Annotated in this window: 13 protein-coding genes and 1 pseudogene; 12 read left to right on the top strand and 2 right to left on the bottom strand. The window is 69.1% G+C overall.

Annotated elements, in window-relative coordinates; genetic code table 11:
• Positions 1-395: 395 nt before the first annotated feature.
• The 11 genes and pseudogenes from BFF77_RS12100 to BFF77_RS12055 all read left to right on the top strand — a co-directional run bounded on the left by BFF77_RS12100 (position 396) and on the right by BFF77_RS12055 (position 14,443).
• Positions 396-1,874 (top strand): AMP-binding protein, encoded by a 1,479-nt coding sequence (locus tag BFF77_RS12100; RefSeq protein ID WP_079125062.1) that lies wholly within the window; start codon positions 396-398, stop codon positions 1,872-1,874.
• A complete protein-coding gene (locus BFF77_RS12095; protein ID WP_066947637.1) occupies positions 1,871-2,128 on the top strand; it encodes an acyl carrier protein in 258 nt (85 codons plus the stop codon). Before BFF77_RS12100 ends, BFF77_RS12095 begins: the two co-directional genes overlap by 4 nt.
• A 108-nt stretch (positions 2,129-2,236) precedes the next feature.
• The gene (locus tag BFF77_RS12090; RefSeq protein ID WP_066947633.1) at positions 2,237-2,611 is read left to right on the top strand and encodes an ectoine synthase; all 375 of its coding nucleotides are present in this window, start codon (positions 2,237-2,239) and stop codon (positions 2,609-2,611) included.
• Between the two features lie 82 nt (positions 2,612-2,693).
• Positions 2,694-3,848, top strand: coding sequence for an acyl-CoA dehydrogenase family protein (locus BFF77_RS12085; protein WP_066947630.1), 1,155 nt, complete (start codon positions 2,694-2,696; stop codon positions 3,846-3,848).
• A 25-nt stretch (positions 3,849-3,873) separates the two neighbouring features.
• A complete protein-coding gene (locus tag BFF77_RS12080) occupies positions 3,874-4,590 on the top strand; it encodes a transglutaminase-like domain-containing protein (RefSeq protein ID WP_066947627.1) in 717 nt (238 codons plus the stop codon).
• Positions 4,587-5,396 carry a maleate cis-trans isomerase family protein gene (locus tag BFF77_RS12075; protein WP_066947624.1) on the top strand — a complete coding sequence of 270 codons (810 nt, stop codon included), beginning with the start codon at positions 4,587-4,589 and terminating at the stop codon, positions 5,394-5,396. The genes BFF77_RS12080 and BFF77_RS12075 overlap by 4 nt, the downstream gene beginning before the upstream one ends.
• 46 nt (positions 5,397-5,442) lie before the next feature.
• Positions 5,443-5,562 (top strand): annotated as a pseudogene (locus tag BFF77_RS38165) (DUF6253 family protein); the annotation flags it as partial.
• Between the two features lie 103 nt (positions 5,563-5,665).
• Positions 5,666-6,679, top strand: coding sequence for an FkbO/Hyg5 family chorismatase (locus tag BFF77_RS12070; protein WP_169922655.1), 1,014 nt, complete (start codon positions 5,666-5,668; stop codon positions 6,677-6,679).
• Between the two features lie 108 nt (positions 6,680-6,787).
• Positions 6,788-7,774, top strand: coding sequence for an LLM class flavin-dependent oxidoreductase (locus BFF77_RS12065; RefSeq protein ID WP_066947621.1), 987 nt, complete (start codon positions 6,788-6,790; stop codon positions 7,772-7,774).
• 660 nt (positions 7,775-8,434) lie between these two features.
• Positions 8,435-13,294: an RHS repeat-associated core domain-containing protein gene (locus BFF77_RS12060; RefSeq protein ID WP_066947618.1), complete on the top strand. Its 4,860-nt coding sequence runs from the start codon at positions 8,435-8,437 to the stop codon at positions 13,292-13,294.
• A 114-nt stretch (positions 13,295-13,408) separates the two neighbouring features.
• Positions 13,409-14,443, top strand: a complete 1,035-nt coding sequence (locus BFF77_RS12055; protein ID WP_066947615.1) for a hypothetical protein — start codon at positions 13,409-13,411, stop codon at positions 14,441-14,443.
• A gap of 94 nt (positions 14,444-14,537) precedes the next feature.
• On the opposite strand, the gene BFF77_RS12050 is transcribed toward BFF77_RS12055, so the two are convergent.
• Entirely contained in the window at positions 14,538-15,737 is a 1,200-nt protein-coding gene (locus tag BFF77_RS12050) for a glycosyltransferase (protein WP_425424367.1), read from the bottom strand.
• Between the two features lie 423 nt (positions 15,738-16,160).
• Between BFF77_RS12050 and BFF77_RS12045 the strand changes: the two genes are divergently transcribed.
• Positions 16,161-16,865, top strand: coding sequence for a glycosyltransferase family protein (locus tag BFF77_RS12045; protein WP_211280207.1), 705 nt, complete (start codon positions 16,161-16,163; stop codon positions 16,863-16,865).
• A 57-nt stretch (positions 16,866-16,922) separates the two neighbouring features.
• Here the strand turns inward: BFF77_RS12045 and BFF77_RS12040 are convergent.
• Positions 16,923-19,083 (bottom strand): NACHT domain-containing protein (locus BFF77_RS12040; RefSeq protein ID WP_211280206.1); only part of this gene is annotated, 2,161 nt, incomplete at its 5' end.

Genomic DNA, 19,083 nt, shown 5'->3' with positions numbered 1-19,083 from the left:
CGTCCCCCGGGACGGCTTTCGGCGTTTCCGTACCCCGCCGGGCGGCCCCGGGTGAACGCCCGGCCCCGTGTGGCGAACCCTTCCGCGAGCGCTGTGACACCGTGGCGAGATGAAAGGCATCACATCAACCTGAAACGCACATAGTTCATCAAGCAAGCTCGGCGCTCCGACCCGCCTTCAGTGATGTGCATCACTGGATGGCGCTCAACTACATGCTTGACTCTGCATGCATCGCAGGTACGGTTGGTCGCGGCTCGATCACACGGGGGAGTGGTGCGGGGCCGGCCGGGCAGATGGCCGCCGGGCTCCGCGAGTTCTTCGGCGCGACTCACGCGCCGTCACCCCCCTGGGGGCATGACCGCTTTTGCATGGACAAGTGCATGAATGGGGGAACTGTGCCGTTATCCGGCCTTTTTGATGTGCTGGCCGCGCACGCCCGGCGCCGGCCCGATCAGGTGGCCCTGATCCGGGGCGAGCAGCAGGTGACGTACCGTCAGCTGATCGGTCTTGCCGAGGACTTGTCGGAGGCCCTGGACGGTCTGGGTCTTGACCGGCGGCAGCCGCTGTGTGTGCCCGCGTACAAGACGCCCACGACGATCGCTCTGCTCATCGGCGCCTTCCGGGACGGCTACGCGGTCCTGGCGCCCTCGCCCGAACTGGGCTCCTCCGCCCGTGCGGTGCTCGCCGCGCAGGCCCGGTGTTCCCAGGTGCTGACCGTCGACGACCAGGGCCTGCTCCACACCGCCCCGGTCGTGCCGGACGAGCAGGCCGCCCGGGACTTCGACACCGTGGACCCCGCCGTGGCACCACTGCTGCTCACCACCTCCGGCTCCACCGGTACGCCGAAGATCGTGCCCATCCCGGGGGATGCCTTCGGCCGGTTCGCCGACTGGGCGACCGGCCGGTTCCACCTCAGTGAGCACGACACCCTGCTGAGTTACGCACCCCTGAACTTCGACCTCTCCCTGCTCGACGTGTGGACCGCGCTGCGGCTGGGCGCCCGCACCGTTCTTGTCGAACAGGAATCGAGCGCGGACGCACGTCACCTGCAGGACCTGATCACTCGGCACCAGGTCGGCTTCGTCCAGGGTGTGCCCATGCTGCACCGGCTGCTCGCACAGGACGGTGCCGTCCATCCGTCGGTCCGTACGGTGATCACTACCGGAGACGCACTGCCGCAGGCGCTGCTGCGGCAGCTCGGCACAACCTTCCCGGGCGCCGGCTTCCACAACGTCTTCGGATGCACCGAGACCAACGACAGCTTCATCTGTGACGTCGACCCCGCGGGAGCCGGTGAGCGGATCCCCATAGGCCGGCCGCTGCCCGGGGTGCGGGCCCTGCTGCTCGACGGCGCGGGACAGGTCCTCGACGGTCCCGGTACGGGTGAACTCCTCGTGACCACACCGTTCCAGAGCTTCGGGTACCTCCAACGCTCCCGCAACGAGGGGGTGTTCGTTCCCGCCCCCGACGGCGGTGACGAGGTCTTCTACCGCACCGGCGACCTCGTCACCCGGGACGCCGACGGCCTGCACTGGCTGCAGGGGCGTACCGACTTCCAGGTCAAGGTCCGTGGGGTGCGGACCAATGTGCAGGAGGTCGAGAACGTCCTGGCGGCTCACCCCGAGGTCGCCGAGGCCGCCGTCGTGGCGATCCCCGATCGTGAGGCCGGCTACCGGCTGCACGCCCAGGTGACCCGGCGGCCCGGCACCTCGCTCACCTCACTGCGGCTGCGCTCGCACAGCGCCGAGCGCCTGCCCCGCCATGCCATCCCGTCCTCCGTGCACGTGGGTGACGCCCCGCTGCCGCGTACGTCCACCGGAAAGCCCGACCGCAATCTCATCAAGGCAGCACGACAGAAGGGAAATCCCGCATGAGCTCCCTGACGGACGAAATTCGTGGCTATGTCGTCGCAGAGTTCCTCAACGGAGAGGACGCGGCGGACCTGACCGCCGGATTCGACCTCATCGACAACGGTGTCGTCGACAGCCTGGGCGTGGTCCGGATCGTCTCGCACCTCGCCCGGACCTACTCGATCCTGATCGACGACATCCCGATGACCCCGGACAACTTCCGCAGCATCGACGCCATTTCGGCATTCGTCGAGAACGCGACAAAGACCGCCGCCTGAGCCGGCGGCCGGATCTCTGCGGACCGGAAACGCAGATGACCGGAAAAAGCTCCCAGGAATTTCCGAAAGATTTCCCCGCAAGATGTTATCACACACAAGGAGAACGTCATGATCGTCCGTAGCACCAGCGAGCTCGTCCCTGTCGAGTGGGGCAACGGCACCAGCTACCGTCTGCTCACCGAGGCCGACGGCATGGGCTTCACGGTGTGCGAGACCGTGGTCCGCAAGGGCACCATGAGCGCCCTGCAGTACCGACGTCATCTCGAGGCCTGCTACTGCACGGGCGGCTCCGGCGAGGTCGTCACGGCGGCCGGTGAATCCTACAAGATCACAGAGGGCACCATATACGCCCTCAACGAGAACGACGCGCACTACCTGAGAGCCTCCGACTACGAAGACCTGAGACTGATCTCGGTGTTCAGCCCAGCCCTTCGCGGCGACGAGCGGCACACGCTGTCTCCCGACGGCTTCTCCCAGTACTGAGTTTCGCGATCCGGGGCCCGCACCGCCGTCAGCGGCGCGGGCCCCGGCACCGGCCAACGACGTACCGGAAGGAAGCACACGTATGACACCCGCACCGTCCGCACCGCGGACCACCGACACCGAACCGGACCCGTACACCCTCGCCGCCCCCTGGGCGGACGAACTCAACCAGGACGTCGAGGAGTGGGACGCCCGCGCGGAGTTCCCGCGGGAGAAGTGGAAGGTGATCCAGCGCTCAGGACTGCTCGCCCTACCGTTCGAGACGCGGTACGGCGGCCGTGGCGGCAGCCTGACCGACACGATGCGTGCCCTGGAGGGCCTCGGACTCGCCTGCCGCGACGCCGGTCTCAGCTTCTCCGCCTCGACGCAGATCGTCAGTGTCGGCATCCCATTACAGGCGTTCGGCTCGGAGGAGCTCAAGTCCCGCTTCCTGCCCGGGATCGTGACGGGTGATCTGATCACCGCGCACGCCATCACCGAACCGGGCAACGGCTCCGACGCCCTGAACATCTCCACCACCGCCACCCGGGACGGCGACGACTACGTCATCGACGGCGGCAAGATGTTCATCACCAACGCCCCGATCGCCGATCTCTTCCTGCTGTACGTACGCACCGGCAAGCCCGGTCCGTTCGGCCTGAGTGTCTTCCTGGTCGAGCGGGACACCCCCGGCCTCCGGGTCGGCGAGCCCCTCGACAAGATGGGACTGCGCACCTCCCCGCTGAGCGAGGTGACCCTGGAGGGGCTGCGCGTGCCCGCCACCCGGCGCATCGGCCAGGAGGGCGCCGGTTTCCTGGTCCTCGACCATGTGATGAGGCGGGAGATCCTCTTCTCCTTCTCCCTCACACTCGGCGAGATGGAGCACCGTCTGGAGCGGGTGCTCGGATTCGCCAAGTCGCGCCGCCAGTTCGGCGAGCCGATCGGCGCTTTCCAGGGCGTCGCGCACAAGATCGCGGACATGAAGATCGCGGTGGAGACCGCCCGCAAGTGGCTCACCGACACCGGCGCCAAGGTGGAGGCCGGCAAGGACGCCGCGTTCGACGTCGCCGCGACCAAGACCGTGGTCAGCGAGGCCAACAAGCGCACCGCGCTCGACGCCGTCCAGATCTTCGGCGGCCAGGGCTATCTCACCGCCACCGGCATCGAGCGGGACGTCCGCAACGCGGTCGGCGGAACCATCTACTCCGGCACCAGCGAGATCCAGCGCAACCGCATCGCCTCCCTCCTGGGCCTGTGAGCCGGGAACCGATGAAGGAGTCACCATGACCACAGTCACTCCCGACGATCTCCGACGGCTCACCGAGCCCACCGACTTCCTCGACTACGAGAGCGACAGCGTCCAGTCCTTCGTCGACGAGGCGGTCACCGACCGCGGGGCGGACAAGCGCAGGCTGGCGGTCGAGCTCTACTACGCCGTTCGCGACGAGGTCTTCTACGAGGTGTACGGGGCCGACCTGTCCCCGCAGGGACTGCGGGCCAGTCACACCGCCTCCATCCGCAAGGGCTTCTGCCTGCACAAGTCGACGCTCTACGCGGCGGCCTGCCGGGCCGTGGGCATTCCCGCCCGCGTCCACTACGGCGATGTGCGCAACCACCTGGCCTCCGACCGGCTGCGCGGCCACATGGGCGGGGACGTCTTCTTCCACGGCCTCAACGCCGTTCACCTGGACGGCAAGTGGGTCAAGGCCACCCCGGTCTTCAACAAGATCCTGTGCCGGCTGTACGGGATGACGCCGCTGGAGTTCGACGGCACCGCCGACAGCCTGTACCACCCCTTCGACGACAAGGAGCTCCACAGCATGGAGTTCCTGGTCGACCACGGCAGCTTCGACGACGTTCCCTACGAGTTCGTGATGGCGAACATGCGCCGCAAGCATCCCGGCTTCCTCAACACCACCGGCACCGGCACCGTCGACGGTGGCTCGCTGGCCGCCGAGGCGTCCGGGACCCGGCCCGACGACGAGGGGACATCCAGATGAGCACCATCCAGGCCCAGAAGGACGGATGGGAGGCGCGGGCGCGCATCGGCGTGGTCGTACCGCACGCGGACGTCGGCCCGGAGTCGGAGTTCCAGGCGATCGCGCCCGACGACGTGTTCGTGCACGGCTCGCGCGTGTACTTCGGCGCGATGCGGGCCGGCGGCGAGATGGATCCGAAGATTCCGCACGATCCGGTGCGCGCCTTCGTGCAGCCGCCGCACATCGACGACGCGGTCGAGCTGCTGGCCGCCTCCCCGCTCGACGCGATCGCGCTCGGTTTCACCAGCTCCGCCTACATCCTCGGAGCGAGCGGCGAGAAGGAGTTGTTCGCGCGGCTCGCGCAGCACACACGGGGCCTGCCGCTCACCGGCACCACCTCGGCGGCCGTGGCCGGCTTCACCGCACTCGGCACCCGGCGGATCGCCCTGGTCAACCCGCCGTGGTTCGACGACCGGCTCTCCGGGCTCGGCGCCGACTACTTCACCGAACAGGGCTTCGACGTCGTCCACCACGGCCCGTGCGGGCTGCCCAGCAACCAGAAACTGATCACCCCCGAGGCGCTGTCCGAGTGGATCCGCACCACGGTCGCCGGGCACCGGCCCGACGCCGTCCTGGTGGCCGGCAACGGCATCCGCGCGGTGGGCGTCATCAACGCCCTGGAACAGGAATTGGGCTTCGCGGTCCTGACCGCCAACCAGGTCCTGTTCTGGCACGCCCTGCACCTGGCCGGAGCGGCCGAAACGGCCCGCGCGATCACCGGATACGGCCGGCTGTACAGCACCGAGCCGCCGTACGGCGGGGCTTGAGTCTGCCGGCGGCCGACGGGCGCGTGATCCCGTCGTCACCGAGCACGTGACCCTGTCCGTCACCGACGAGGGGGACCGCCCGCCGGTTCCCCTCGTGTGCCGGTGCGACGACGGCACCACCGTCCACGGCGCGGTCCTGTACCGGGGGTGTGCCCCCGTACCGGGGGTGCGCCGCGCCCGGCCGAGCACGTCCCCGGCTTCCGCCGCAGTGCCCAGGAGGCCCCCACGTGCGGCGCGGACGCGCCCTCCCACCACCGAGAGGCACGTTTGTGAACCGACTCCCCTCCCTACAGGCATACTTCGCCCCCCTCATCGGCACACCCCGGCCGATCCCGGGTCGGCACGTCCTCGGCACGGTCGCGTTCGGCGAGCGCCTCGGCCTCGCCTTCGACCCGCACGGACATCCCGAACTCGCCGTCCCCATGTCCTCGACGGGCTTCGACGCCTTCCGCGAGGTGTGGACCACCACGGCCGAGCCGGTCACCGGCAGCCGGGACGGCCTGGTTTTCGCGGACGACGGCGAACACCTCTTCGTCGCCGGCACCATCGCCCCGCGCCCCGTGTACGCGCCCACGGTGCGGGCCACCTATGAGACGGCGTTCTCACTCGTCGCGGAGCGCGGCTGTTCCCATGTCTTCCGCATGTGGAACTTCGTCGGCGACATCCTCGGCACCAACTCCGAAGGTCTTGAGGTCTACCAGGACTTCGTGTCCGGCCGCGCCGAGGCGTTCGCCTCCTACTACGGCGACGGCATCGGTCACATGCCGGCCGCGACCGGCATCGGCACCCGGGGCGAGGGCATCTCCTTCGTGCTGCTCGCTGCCCGCACCGCGAGCCCCCGGCACCTGGAGAACCAGCGCCAGACCCCCGCCTACAACTATCCCGAGCGGTACGGCCCGAAGCCGCCGAGCTTCGCCCGTGCCACCCTGGTGGAGCCCGGCGGCACGCTCTACGTCTCCGGGACCGCCAGCATCCTCGGCCACGAGACCGTCCACCGCGGTGACGTCGCCGCCCAGACCCATGTGGTCCTCGACAACATCGCCGAGCTGATCGGCGGACCCAGCCTGGCCGTCGCGGGCCTGGACGGCGGCCACGAACTCAAGGACCTCCGCCTGGCCAAGGTGTACGTCCGCCACGAGCGGGACCTGCCGGTGGTGCGCGCCGTGTGCGGCGAAGCGCTGGGCCCGGAGGCGGAGACCAAGTACCTGAATGTGGCCGTGTGCCGGGACGACCTGCTCGTCGAGATCGAAGGGCTCGTCCCCGGCCCGGCGCGGGCCCGATGAGCGAGCCCTCGCCGCTCTCCCCGCCCGAGGACCGGTGGTGCGCCGGGGCAGGACCGACACCGTCCTCGCCTGAGCCGCCCCGCAGACACGAACTCACGGAGGCACCCCATGCCCCAGTCACCCGCAGACCTGCGCGTCGGTGTCGTCCTGCCCGGCCGCGAATCCGTTGTCGAACGCGGCGACTACCCCCGCCACCTCGGGCAACTCGCGCAGAGGGCGGAGGAGCTGGGCTACGACTCGATCTGGGCCGGTGAGTCCCCGCTGGCCCGCTCCCGGATGAACCCGCTGCTCGCACTGACCGCCGCGGCCACCACCACCGAGCGGGTCCAGCTCGGCACCGCCGTACTGCTGCCGCTGCGCCCGCCGGTGCACCTCGCCCATGAACTCGCCTGCCTGGACCGGATCTCCGGCGGACGCCTGATCGCCGGCCTCGGGTCCGGTTTCAACTCTCCCGCCGCCGAGGCGGAGTTCAAGGCGTACGGCATCCCGTTCGGGCAACGGCTGGGCCGGATGCGGGAGACCATGGAGATCTGCCGGGCGCTGTGGCGCGCCGAAGGGGAGCCGGTGTCGTACGAGGGCCCCTACCACCGGCTCGACGACGTGACCCTGCTGCCGGTACCCGAGCAGCCGTCCGGTCCGCCGATGTGGATCGCGCACTCCGGCGAGAAGATGCTCGCCCGCACGGGCCGCGAGTACGAGGGCTGGATGCCGACCAGCACCACCTCGGAGGCGTACGCCAAGGGCTGGCTGCGGGTGCGGGAGGCCCGCGAGGCCGCAGGCCGCCCCGAGTCCGACGTCACCGCCGCCGTCTATCTGTCGGTCGCCGTCGACGACAGCGCCGAGAAGGCCGAGGAGACCCTGCGGGCCTACTTCCGCGCCTACTACCGCCTCGACCTGCCCACCATGCGCACCACCCAGGGCATCTTCGGCGGCACCGCGGAGCAGACCGCCGAGTGGCTCGCCGGCTATGTCGCGGCCGGCGCCCGCCACCTGGTACTGCGGCTGCCCACCGCCGACCTGCACGAGCCGAGCCACCGGGCGGCCCTGGAGCGGACGGCCGACGAACTGCTGCCACTGCTGCGCGGCTTCGCGTAAGTGGTCCGGGGCGGCGGCCGGAAGGACGTGCCCGCGGGGAGGGAGCGACCGCGGCGGGCGGCCCGGTCCGGCCGGGCCGCCCGGTCGATCGGTATTCATATTCTCGGACATGTTGGGTCCCGTCCGTGAGGCAGGAGCCGACTTGGTTCGACCTCCCTTCTCGGCTTGTGCGGAGCCGAATTGAAAGCCGTCCCGGAGCGGTTGGAAGGGCCTTCGACGCCGAGTCGGACGCGGCCGGTTCTGGCCAGTCGCATATTCGGGATCTGGACCGGGCCGGAGGCCGCGATTACGCTGTGGACCTCGAAACGTGGTGGCTGACGTCACCACAACTATCCATTGGTCACTCCTCACCCGATGGCCGCTGACGTTGCCTCACCAGGTATGTTCCGCGCTCCGCCGACCTGCGGAAGCATCCGCGACGGTGGAAGGGACCGCCGCGGTTTCCGCTTGCTCGTCCGGAACGATTCCACCTCTGAGTGAATTCCCCATTCCGAGGCAACGGTCACATCAGTATCTCCTGCACGGTGTCAGTAGTTGTGGAATTTGCTGTAACGGGATGCGGGGTCCTGCCGTGCTGATCGGCGGGATTCCATGCGTCGCGCTCTGCTCGGGCGGTTGATTTCGCACGTGTCGCACATTGCCAACAGGGGGGTTTCCGGTATGAGTTCGAGCTCTGATTTCTTCACGCAGGCCACCAATTTCGGCAGTGCGGTGTCCGGTGGAGTCGATCCCCGTACCGGTCTGTTCACCGTCCGGATCGCGTTGGGTGATCTGGTCGGCAACGGCAACCTCGGCCCGTCACTGCCGCTGGAGATGAGCTACTCGCCGCTCTCCGGAGCCGACGCGGGATTCGGGCAGGGCGTCTCGCTGGGGCTGACCGCCTTTGACACCGACGATCAGGTACTGGCCCTGTCCACGGGCGCGCGCTACAAGGTCCAGGAGACCGGCGACGAGGTGATCCTCAAGCAGAACAAGCTGGATACGGTCCACGTCGCGAAGGACGAGGACCAGGACGTGTACCGGATCACGCACAAGTCCGGTGACGTGGAGATCCTGACCGGGCCGGGGAACGCGTTCGCCCTCAAGGTGCCGACCGCTCTGCTGACGCCGGCCGGTCGCCGCCTGACGCTGACGTGGGATTTCACCGGTCCGCAGCCGCGCCTGACGCAGGTCGACGACGAGAGCGACACGCTGCTGACCGTGGTCCACGGTGACTCCAAGGCCACCTTGAGTGTCCTGCCCGGCCAGGCCGAGGGCTATGACGTCGAACTGTGGTTCCAGAACGGGCTGCTGGGAAGTGTGCGCCACTTCGGGCTCGGGCAGGACGGACCGCTGGTGTGGAGCTTCACCTACGACTCACAGGGGCAGCAGGGGGAGTGGGGTCCCTGGATCACCGGTGTGGCCGTGCCGGGCGGGATGTCCGAGACGGTCACCTACCGCAACGACGGGCAGGGCCACCAGTTCCCGGACTCCGCCGGCCTTCCGCCACTGCCCTATGTGCACCGGTTCGTCCGTACGCCGGGCGGCGGGCAGCCACCGATCGAGGTCACCTACGACTACACGGACAACAACTTCCTGGGCGGCAATTCCGGCGTGAGCTGGGATCCCGACCGGGACAACCTCTACGACGACACCCTGAGCAGCTACACCTACGGCTCGACGGAGTCCCGCGTCTGCGGGGACCGGACCACGACGATCACCCGGGTGTACGACCAGTACCACCTGCAGACGAGGGAGACAGCACAGCAGAACGGCTCCTCCCGGTCACTTGAGATCGACTACTACGCGGTGGTCGGGCAGACCTTCGCCGAGCAGCCGGCGCAGTTCCAGCTCCCGAAGACCCGTACGGTCACCTGGACCGACGCGCAGGGGCGGTCCCGCAGCGAGGTCACGGAGACCAGCTTCGACTCGGCGGGCAACCCGCAGAGCCGGACGGGCCCCGACGGTATCCGGACCGACTGGGAGTACTACCCCGCGGACGGAAGCGGTGGCGACTGCCCGCCCGACCCCAACGGGTTCACCCGCCTGCTCGCCGCCGTCACCCGCACACCCCCCGGCACCGACTTCGACGCCCCCGCCCACCGGACCTCCTACCGCTACGCCGCGTACACGGACCTGCCCGATCCCCGGGTGAGCACCGCCGTGCTGAAGTCCGAGGAGTCCCATCACGGCGACGACCTGCTCCTCGCCCGGAAGACGTTCGCCTACAGCACCTCGGGCGCGGAGTCCGGGCGGATCACCGGCCTGGTCGAGACGGCGTACCCGGACGGCGACGGCGGCGCGTCGTACACCGCGACGCACTCCTTCGCCTTCTCGGCGCGGCAGGACGCGCTGGTCCAGAGCCACACGTTCACGAGCCACGACGACTTGACGGTGACACGGTCGCAGACCCGCTCGCGGTTCACCGGTCGCCTGCGGTCGGCCACCGACCCGCAGGGCAACGTCACGACCGTGACCCATGACGGCCTGGGCCGTGTGCTGACCCGTACCGTGAACCCCGGCACGCTCCACGAGGCGGAGGAGAGCTACGCGTACATCACGGATGGTGAGGCCCCGTTCGTCGTCACGTTCACCGACGCGCTGGGCAACCAGCTCCGCGAGAGCCTCGACGGCGCGGGCCGGCCGGTCCGGTGGGAGCGCAAGGACATCGACGGCGACGGCGCCTGGTACACCGTCCGGACACTCGGTTACGACGAGCAGGGCCGCACATCGTCGGTCTCGGAGCTGGACCATGTGCGCGACGGCGGCCAGGTCGAGCTGACCCGGACCCTCTCCTACGACGACTGGGGCCGGCTGTCGACCACCACCTTCAACGACGGCGCGGTCGAGCTCACCCGTACCGATCCGGTCCGGCTCACCACCACGAGCCAGCAGCTCGGTGGCGGCGCTCCGGCCACGGGCACCGTGGTGACGACGTACAACTCCTGGGGCGAGGCGGTGAGCGCGGAGCGCTTCGACCTGACCGGGGCGTCCGCGGGCCGTCAGACGTGGGAGTGCGACGGCTGGGGCAGGCAGCGCCGCGAGACCGACGCCGCCGGGAACACCACGCGGTACGACTACGACGCGCGCGGGCGCCTCGTGACCACCACACTGCCCGACGGAACCCAGGTCTCCCGCGACTACGCGCCCTCCTCGCCGGACGCGCTGGTCACCGGGATCGCGGTGAACGGAGCCTCGTACGGCACACAGACCTTCGACGGCCTGGGCAGGCTCACCACCAGCAACTCCGGCGGACGCAGCTGGGACTACGACTACACCCGGGCCGCCGACCCTCTTCCCTCCTCGGTCATCACACCTGACCTGCTCAACTCGCATCAGTTCGTCCCCGAGCTCGACAACGCGCTGTCCCAGGTCCAGGCGGGCTCTCTCACACAGGTGTTCACACGCGACCCGGTGTCCGGCTCGCTGACGAACGCCCGGTCCGGCGATGCGACGACAGTGTGCGACTACTACCCCTCGGGCCGCCCCCGCACCGAGACCACCAAGCTCTCCGGCCAGCCCGACCGCACCACGAGCTGGAGCTACACGGTCGGCGGCCTCCAGCAGAGCTGCACCGGGGTGGACGGCACCACCCAGCAGATCACCCGGGACACCTACGGCCGCGTCTCGGCCGTCGCGGACCCCGCGGTTCAGGTGTCACTGACCTACGACACCATCGGCCGACCGGCCACGTGGGTGGCCAAGGACACACAGTCGGGACAGACGCTCACCACGTCGCTCACCCGGGACGACTTCGGCCGCGAGGTGGAACGCACCGTCACCGACAGCCAGGGGGTGTCGTGGACGCTCACACAGACCTGGCAACCGGACGACCTCCTCGGCGGCAGGACGTTCTCGCGCGGCGGGACGACGTTGCGGGAGGAGTCCTTCACCTACACCAGCCGCAATCAGCTCGCCACCTACGACTGCGCGGGGCAGGCGCCCCCGCTGGACGAGCGCGGGAACGCGGTCACCCGGCAGACGTTCGGCTACGACGCCTACGGCAATGTCACACGCTGCCGGTCCGAGTTCTCCGACGGTTCCGACACGGCGACGTACCTGTTCGAGAACGCGTCGGATCCGTGCCAACTGACCGGCATCACCCACACCCACCCCTCGTTTCCCTCCCGGATCGACCTGGGCTACGACGAGGCCGGGCGGCTGACCACGGACGACGCCGGACGCACACTCACCTACGACGCCCTGGGACGCCTGCAGTCGGTGGGCTCGGCGAGCCGGTACGGATACGACCCGCTGAACCGGCTGCTGACCCAGACCACCGACGGCAGCACCAGTGTCCTCTACTACCAGTGGGAGTCACTCGCCTCGGTGATCGAGGGCGACCGGTCCACCCGTCTCCTCCAGCTCGAACAGGCGTATGTGGCCCAGCGCCGTGAGGGAGCCCAGGCCGAAACGCTCCTGCTGGGGTCGGACGGCAAGGGCACCGTGCTCGTGACGGGCGCCGGCCAACAGCGGGAGGAGTACTCCCGCACTCCGTACGGCGACCGCCCGGCGGGTGTCACGAGCAGCGTCCTGGGCTTCGACGGTGAACGGACCGATCCGGCCCTCGGGTGGTACCACCTCGGCAACGGCTACCGCCCTTACCACCCAGGCATGATGCGGTTCACCGCGCCCGATGAGCTGAGCCCCTTCGGCGCGGGCGGGATCAACCCCTACGCGTACTGCCTGGGCGACCCGGTCAACCGTGTCGACCCCTCGGGGCATCTGAGCTGGATGGCCTGGCTGGGCATCGGCCTGGGCATCGCGGGCCTGGCCCTGGCGGTCGTGACCGCCGGCGCGTCGATCGCGGCAGCCGGCGGGGTCATGGCAGCGGTGAGCGCCGCCGAGACCACGACACTGGTCGTCGGCGCCGTCGGTGTCGTCTCCGACGTGACCGCCATTGCCAGTGGCGCGCTGGAAGAAGCGTCTCCCAAGGCCTCGTCCGTCCTCGGATGGGTCTCCCTCGGCACCGGCCTCGCCGGCCTCGCCGAAGCGGGCGTGACCGCCGCCCGGTGGACGAGCCGGATCTCGGAGCTCGCCGAGGACGCGGAGGACGCCGGACGTGTCGAGACGGGGACGACGCGGGGAGCCGGCCACAGCAAGCCGAAGCAGAAGGCGATCACGGAGAAACAGTGGAAGGAACGCAGAAATTTCAAGGCCGTGAAAAACCGTCACCGCCAGGAAGTGTACGTCACTCAATACGAGGCGGTGGGCCGCCAACTTCCCGAGGTCATCAGAAGTGCGCAGGTGCGTGCCCCCAAGGTCGCCATCCTGTCCGGCACGCACGGCGCCGAGGACGGCCTCCGCACCTTTGCCCACCGGGATTCGGAATTCTATGAGGCGGATCTGAGGTTCCAGCGCCTGGAAAAAGGTTCGAGCGTCAAGGTGTACGACACGCCGAACCTGCCCGAAGGCAAACTGGAACGGATTCTCAACCGAAAGGACACCGCGGTCATCGCAGCGTTCTGCTACAGCCGGAACGACAATCGTCTGCGAGAAATACTCAAACTGAAACCCACGGTCTCGTACGTCACTCCATGAGGAGTGACGGCCCGTCACCCGCAGGAACGGTGAATTCTTGACAGAGGCGGCCGGGGCTGCTCGCCGCGGCCTCACACTCGCCGCACCATCTCACACGAACAGGAGAGGCAGAACATGTCGACGTGGACGAGCGTGTCGAAGCTCTCGGTGATACTCACGAGCGGCTACCAGAACTGCAACATCTACGCGAACGGGCGGAACACGATCGGCGTGACCATCAATGTCGAGCCGACCGACGAAAAGGGAAATCCCGTCCAGGTCGACCCTCAGCACCTGGTCGCCAATCTGTGGCTCATCGACTACGTCGACGAGTCGACACTCAACTGGAAGGGCGGCTCGGGCTGGGCCTACACGGACACCGCGAACAAGTTCAACGCGACACCCGGCGGGTTCAGCGAGAGCGCCGAAGCCGCGGCCAACGAGGACAGGACCCAACAGGTCACGTTCTATGTGTACTGCTCGCCCGGGATGAATGTGAAGTCGATCGGCGTCCGGGTCAGGACCGACTCCGGAGCCACCATCAAAAGCTCTCTGAACGGAACCTACCACAGCAAAATCACCCTCAATCCGCAGACGGCCGTGACCTATATGAAGGGAGACATCAGCTGGGACTACTCGCACACGTCAACCAAATACGGAGGCAACACGAAGTATGTGACCACGGACGCCTGGAACTACTATCTGGCCCTGAAAGTGGTGGACAACTACTTCGTCACCTTCTCGGTGAGTTCCTACTTCAGTGAGGACGGTTACGACGGGTTCTTCGCGTGCAACATCACTCCCGACAGCCGCCACAAGAATTTCTACGGCGGCTATGTCTGGTATCAGGAGCCGCACGACTCCGCGTACTACTCCTCGCAGGACGGGTACAGTTCGGGAGAGATCGTCAATTTCCCTGTCGGGAACAAGTGGTGGGACTACGCGGAGATCTACGACAGGAAATATCCCGAGCGGTACCTGTGCTTCACATGGGTGCACTCCACCACCGGCGGCGACGGCTGGCACATCCCGAACGGGCCGCTGGACACATGGAAGGAGTGGTTCCGTCCGATGATCGTCGCGTACGACATGTACGGCAACACGGGAACGTTCTGGGTGGACGGGTCGGACATCACCAGCGCGCTCAACATCTACGACCACCGACTGTAGATGCCGGCGGACCACCAACTTCAGGTGTCGGCGCCCGGCGGCACAGGCACGCGCCGAACCGGACTCGGCCACGCCGGCCGCCGGTGGGCCTCGCTCACCGGAGGGTGTCGAGCAGCAGGCTCGCGGCCACCGCCGCTCCGTCGGTGCGGATCTTGGCACCCAGAGCCCTTGCCCGCGCCCGGGTCCCGGGTGCCAGGGCCGTCCTGAACGCGAGACTCAGGGACTCGGCGGTCGGGCTCGGACCATCAGGTGCCGCGCCGATACCCAGGTCTGCCACCCGGCCGGCCCAGTACGGGTTGTCCGCCAGCCGGAGAGCCACCACCACTTGCGGCACGCCCGCCCTGGCGGCCGTCACCGTCGTACCAGCGCCGCCGTGGTGCACCACGGCGGCGACCCTGCCGAACAGACGCTGTTGGTTGACCTCGCCGACGGCGAAGCAGTCGTCCCGGTCGTCGATCAGGTCCAGGTCCGCCCAGCCGCGGGAGACGAGTGCACGGTGACCCTGTGCGCGGATCGCCTCGATGGCCCTGCGGGCGATGTCCGGCGACGGGCGCATGCTGCCGAAGCCCACGTAGACCGGCGGTGCGCCCGCCTCCAGGAACGTCACCAGCTCGGCGGGGAGCGGGCGTTCGTCGGGCAGGGTCCACGCACCCGTCTGTGTCACGTCGAGGCCCGGGGTCTCCCGCCACGGTCCCAGGACCGGATCGGCCGCCAGCCACGGCCGGCCGGTGAAGACATGGTCGCGGACGTCGTCCACCGGTTTCAGACCGATCGATGCCCGGTGGCCGTCGAGCCTCTCGCGGAATTGCGCGTTCACCAGGTGGGCGTCCCGCTCCCACAGCGTCCGGTTGTCGTCCGCCTCCGGCTCCGGCCAGCCCGGCCGCGGCGGCGGCGCGTGGTGAGGCGACGGAAGATTGACCGCCGAATAGCTCGCGTACACGTAGCGGATGCCCGCGGCCTCGGCCACGGACCGCGCGGCAATCTGCGCCAGGCCGGCCGCCACCAGCGCGTCACATCCCTCGGCCGCCGCAGGGAAGACATCGAATTGCGCGTCGACCATCTCGGTCCGGTACCGGGACAGATCCGCCGCCGACGGCAGAGTCGTCCCGCGCGTCAACGCCCGTACCGGTGGCCCGACCGGGACCAGTTCCATCCCGAGACCTGCCAGCCGCTGGGCGAACTCCTCGTCAGGCGGGGCGCACATCCGCACCTCCACGCCGCGCTCCCGCAGCCGCACCGCGAGTGCCACCAGCGGTTCGACATCGCCACGCGTCCCGTATGTGGACAACAGCACCCGCACTCCGCGTCCTCTTTCGCTCTGTCTTCCCCTGCGTTTCGGCCCGTGCCCGCCCAGACTTCGAGCGGTCCTCGTCGACGGCGACGCGTAGGCCGTCGCGCGTGTGCGGCAGCAGTGTACGTCGCGTGGTACCGAACGCGGCGGTGCTCCCCGAACACCCAGGTGCCCGGGCTCGTGCACGCCTTGCCCTCGTCCGGACGGACGCACAAGTGAGTGCCGAAGGAGCGGAGTTGGAACCGGTCGACACTGGACAGGCCACGCGGGCACAGTCGCCTCGCCCTCTCGCGCGGAGCCGTCCTCGATGACTACGGTGAGCCCCGACGCGGCTTCCGGACCGACGGTGCGGCGTCGGCCGGGGGCCGCCCGTACCCGGCGAGGCGCGCAAGGTTCCCCGATCCTCCACACAACTGAGAGCGCTCAATGCCTGGTTCGTCCGTGTCCGTCCCCGATGTTTCGATCATCCTTCCCTGTGCCGGATTCGGAACGCGCTTCGGAGCGCCCTACTCGAAGGAACTGCACTGCCTGGCTCCCGGGGTCACTGTGCTGGACCGCAGCCTGGAGTCCGTTGTCGAAGTGGTGAAAAGCGGACTCCATGTACGCCTGGTCGTCGTGTTCGGCACGCACAAGCTGGACACGGTGAGTTATCTCGCGCGCTACGCCGAGACCTTTCACATGGTCTTCGTCTACCAGGACGAGTCGTTCGAACCGGGGCTCGACGGGGCGATCCGGTCCGCCCTGCCGATGACGCGGGGCCCGGTGGCCCTTGTCCTGCCCGACATCGTTGTCACCGGCGCGGGCAGCGCGGGCAGTCTTCTGGCCGCACTGCGGCACACAGGCGTGACGGGGTGGAGCGTGGTGGCCGCCGAAGAGCACGACCCCGGTACCTTGCGGCAGATGGGCGCGCTGGCCGTGGCCGAGGAAGGCGGCGTCGTGAGAGTCGGCGCGGCCACCGAGAAGCCGGCGGATCCCTCGGGCTTCAATGCCTTCTGGGGCATGGTGGCAGTCGCCGAGAAGGAGGCGCACCGGTTGCCCGACGTGGTGAGCAAGGGGGCGGACAGCCCGCTGGCCGGTGCGGTCGCCCTCATGGTGGAGCGAATCGTCAACTACAACACCGCCACGGGCTGACCCGGGGCGCCGACGAACGCGCCGCGATTCCCGCCCGGCCCGTGTGCTGTCCGGACATCAACGGTGACCTGGAAGAACATGGCCTTCCGGTGTTGTTCGTGCGGGGACGCGGCGGTCCGGCGGATCGTGGTGGACATGGCTCCGGACGAGGAAGTCCTGGAGCTCGCGGTGGCGGAACTGGTAGGCGATCCCGGCGGTGCGCGTCAGACCCGCGTCGCAGCACCAGTCGAGGAAACGGCCCAGGCGCCAGGGCAGTGGCCGGGCGGACCACCATCGGCGGGTGCAGAGCAGGAAGGCCAGATAGCGGACACCCGCGGCGCCCAGGGCTGGACCGGCGCCGGTCCTGAACAGGAGCCCGAACGCACGCCATGGCCTGAACAGCGAGTCGAGCGCGCCCCGGTAACCGCATCTGAACAGGCGGTTGTAGAGGAGTGCGAGCGCACGCCCGCCGCCCAGACCGAACAGAAGCATGAAGACGAGTACGGCCCCGAGCGCGAGCACGGGGTCCAGGGCGAACCAATAGAAGGGGACGAACCCGAGCCCGACCACGAGACCGGTCGCGAACCCGGTCACGAGGTCGTCCCGCACCACGCCGCGCGGCGACGCGTTTCCGCGTGACCCGCGCACTTCGGGTGCGTCCGAGAGCACACCAGCCAGCCCGGCTCCGACCATCGCTCCGCCGGCGAGCCCGAGCACCGATCCGTACGCGAGCCCGATCGCCGGCCCGACGACATCCCCCAGGTCGGCCACGACCACGAGCCCTCCCCAGAAGAGCCCGCCCACGAGCCCGTTCACGAGCTGGTGTCTTCCCGCGGGGGTCCCGGCAGTTGCCCGTTCCAGCCGGGACGGTACGGGCCAGGGAGGGATTCCTACGAGCAGACCGGCCAGCACCATGAATGTCACGTTCCTCGCGTACACGCCCAGGTCGTCGAGCAGGACGGCGGGCAGGTCGGCGATGGCCCACACCGTGATGGTCAGCAGGACGTGGACGGTCCGGGCGCGGCGGCCGGCGAGCGGCCACAGTTCATGGAGTACGAGGTCGGTGCCTGACAGACGCCGTCCGGCCACTTCGCGGGCGCTGACGGTGTTGGCGTGCAGATGGCGGGCGAGGACCGTCAGCCAGGTACGTACCTGCGGCTGGGTGTAGGGCGCTGTCGTGCCGCCTGCCGAGGAAGCGGCGAGGATGAACAGATTGAGCAGGTGATCTCGGATCTGCTCGGGGGTCCGCAGGGCGGGCCCGAGAAGATCCACGGGATCACGGACCCAGCCGCGGTCGAGGTGACGTTCGTCGTAGACGGCCAGGGCCACGGTCAGCCGCCACGGTGTGGACAGGCCCTCGGCCAGTGGACCGGAGGGGGCGGCGCGGAGTGCGTCCAGGACGGGTTCCCAGCGGGCCGGCTTGCGGGCGCGGGCGGTGACGAACTCCTCGGCCGCGGCCGGGCCGACGGGGGCGATGTCGACACGGGAGGCGTCCTCCGCCCACAGATCCGCCTCTTCGAGAGCGACGTAGGGGGCGCTGCGGCAGGTGAGGACGAGGCGGCCCTTGACGGTGCCGTGGAGGTAGCTGTTCATGGCCTCCAGAGCGGCTGCGGCGCGGGAGCCGTGCCCGGGAGTCCCACTGGCGTCCATCTCGTCGAGCCCGTCGAGCACGGGGAGGATCAGCCGGGCGGTGACAAGGGCGGACGCCGCCGCGGGGCGCAGCCGGTAGGTACGGGTGAGATGGTCGGCGAGCCAGACGTCGAGTTTGTCCCGGCCGGGGTCGAAGGTGGACAGCGCCAGTCGTACGGGAACGGGACCGCCCGGCCCGCGGTCGGCGAGAAGAAGCAGCATGAGGTGAAGGGCGAGTACGGTTTTGCCGGCTCCGGGTGCGCCGGTGATGACGAGGCGGCCGGACCTTAGAGCCTGGTAGTAGGTGGCGACGTCCTCCAATGTGCCGTGGGGTGCCGCGCCGGTGGCGTGACGGGCGGGGGAGGGCAGGAAGGTGAACTCGACGTTGATGGTGCGGTCGCTGTCCCCGAGGAGTCTCCGGCGGGCCTCCTCCTCGCGTTCCCTGATGCCGTCGGCCAGGCGGTCGGCGAGTCCGGCGGTGTCGGTGTCCTGCCATGCCTGGGGGAGCCTCGCCTGATGCAGGCCCACGACCGACAGGACCAGTCCGACCAGCCCGACCGCCAGCCCGCCCGGGTCCACCTGCCCGGTTCCCGCCCGAACAGCTGTGGTG

The organism is Streptomyces lushanensis (genome assembly GCF_001700515.1).
In the GTDB taxonomy this organism is placed as follows: domain Bacteria; phylum Actinomycetota; class Actinomycetes; order Streptomycetales; family Streptomycetaceae; genus Streptomyces; species Streptomyces lushanensis.
This window is presented reverse-complemented; position numbering and strand designations above follow the sequence as displayed.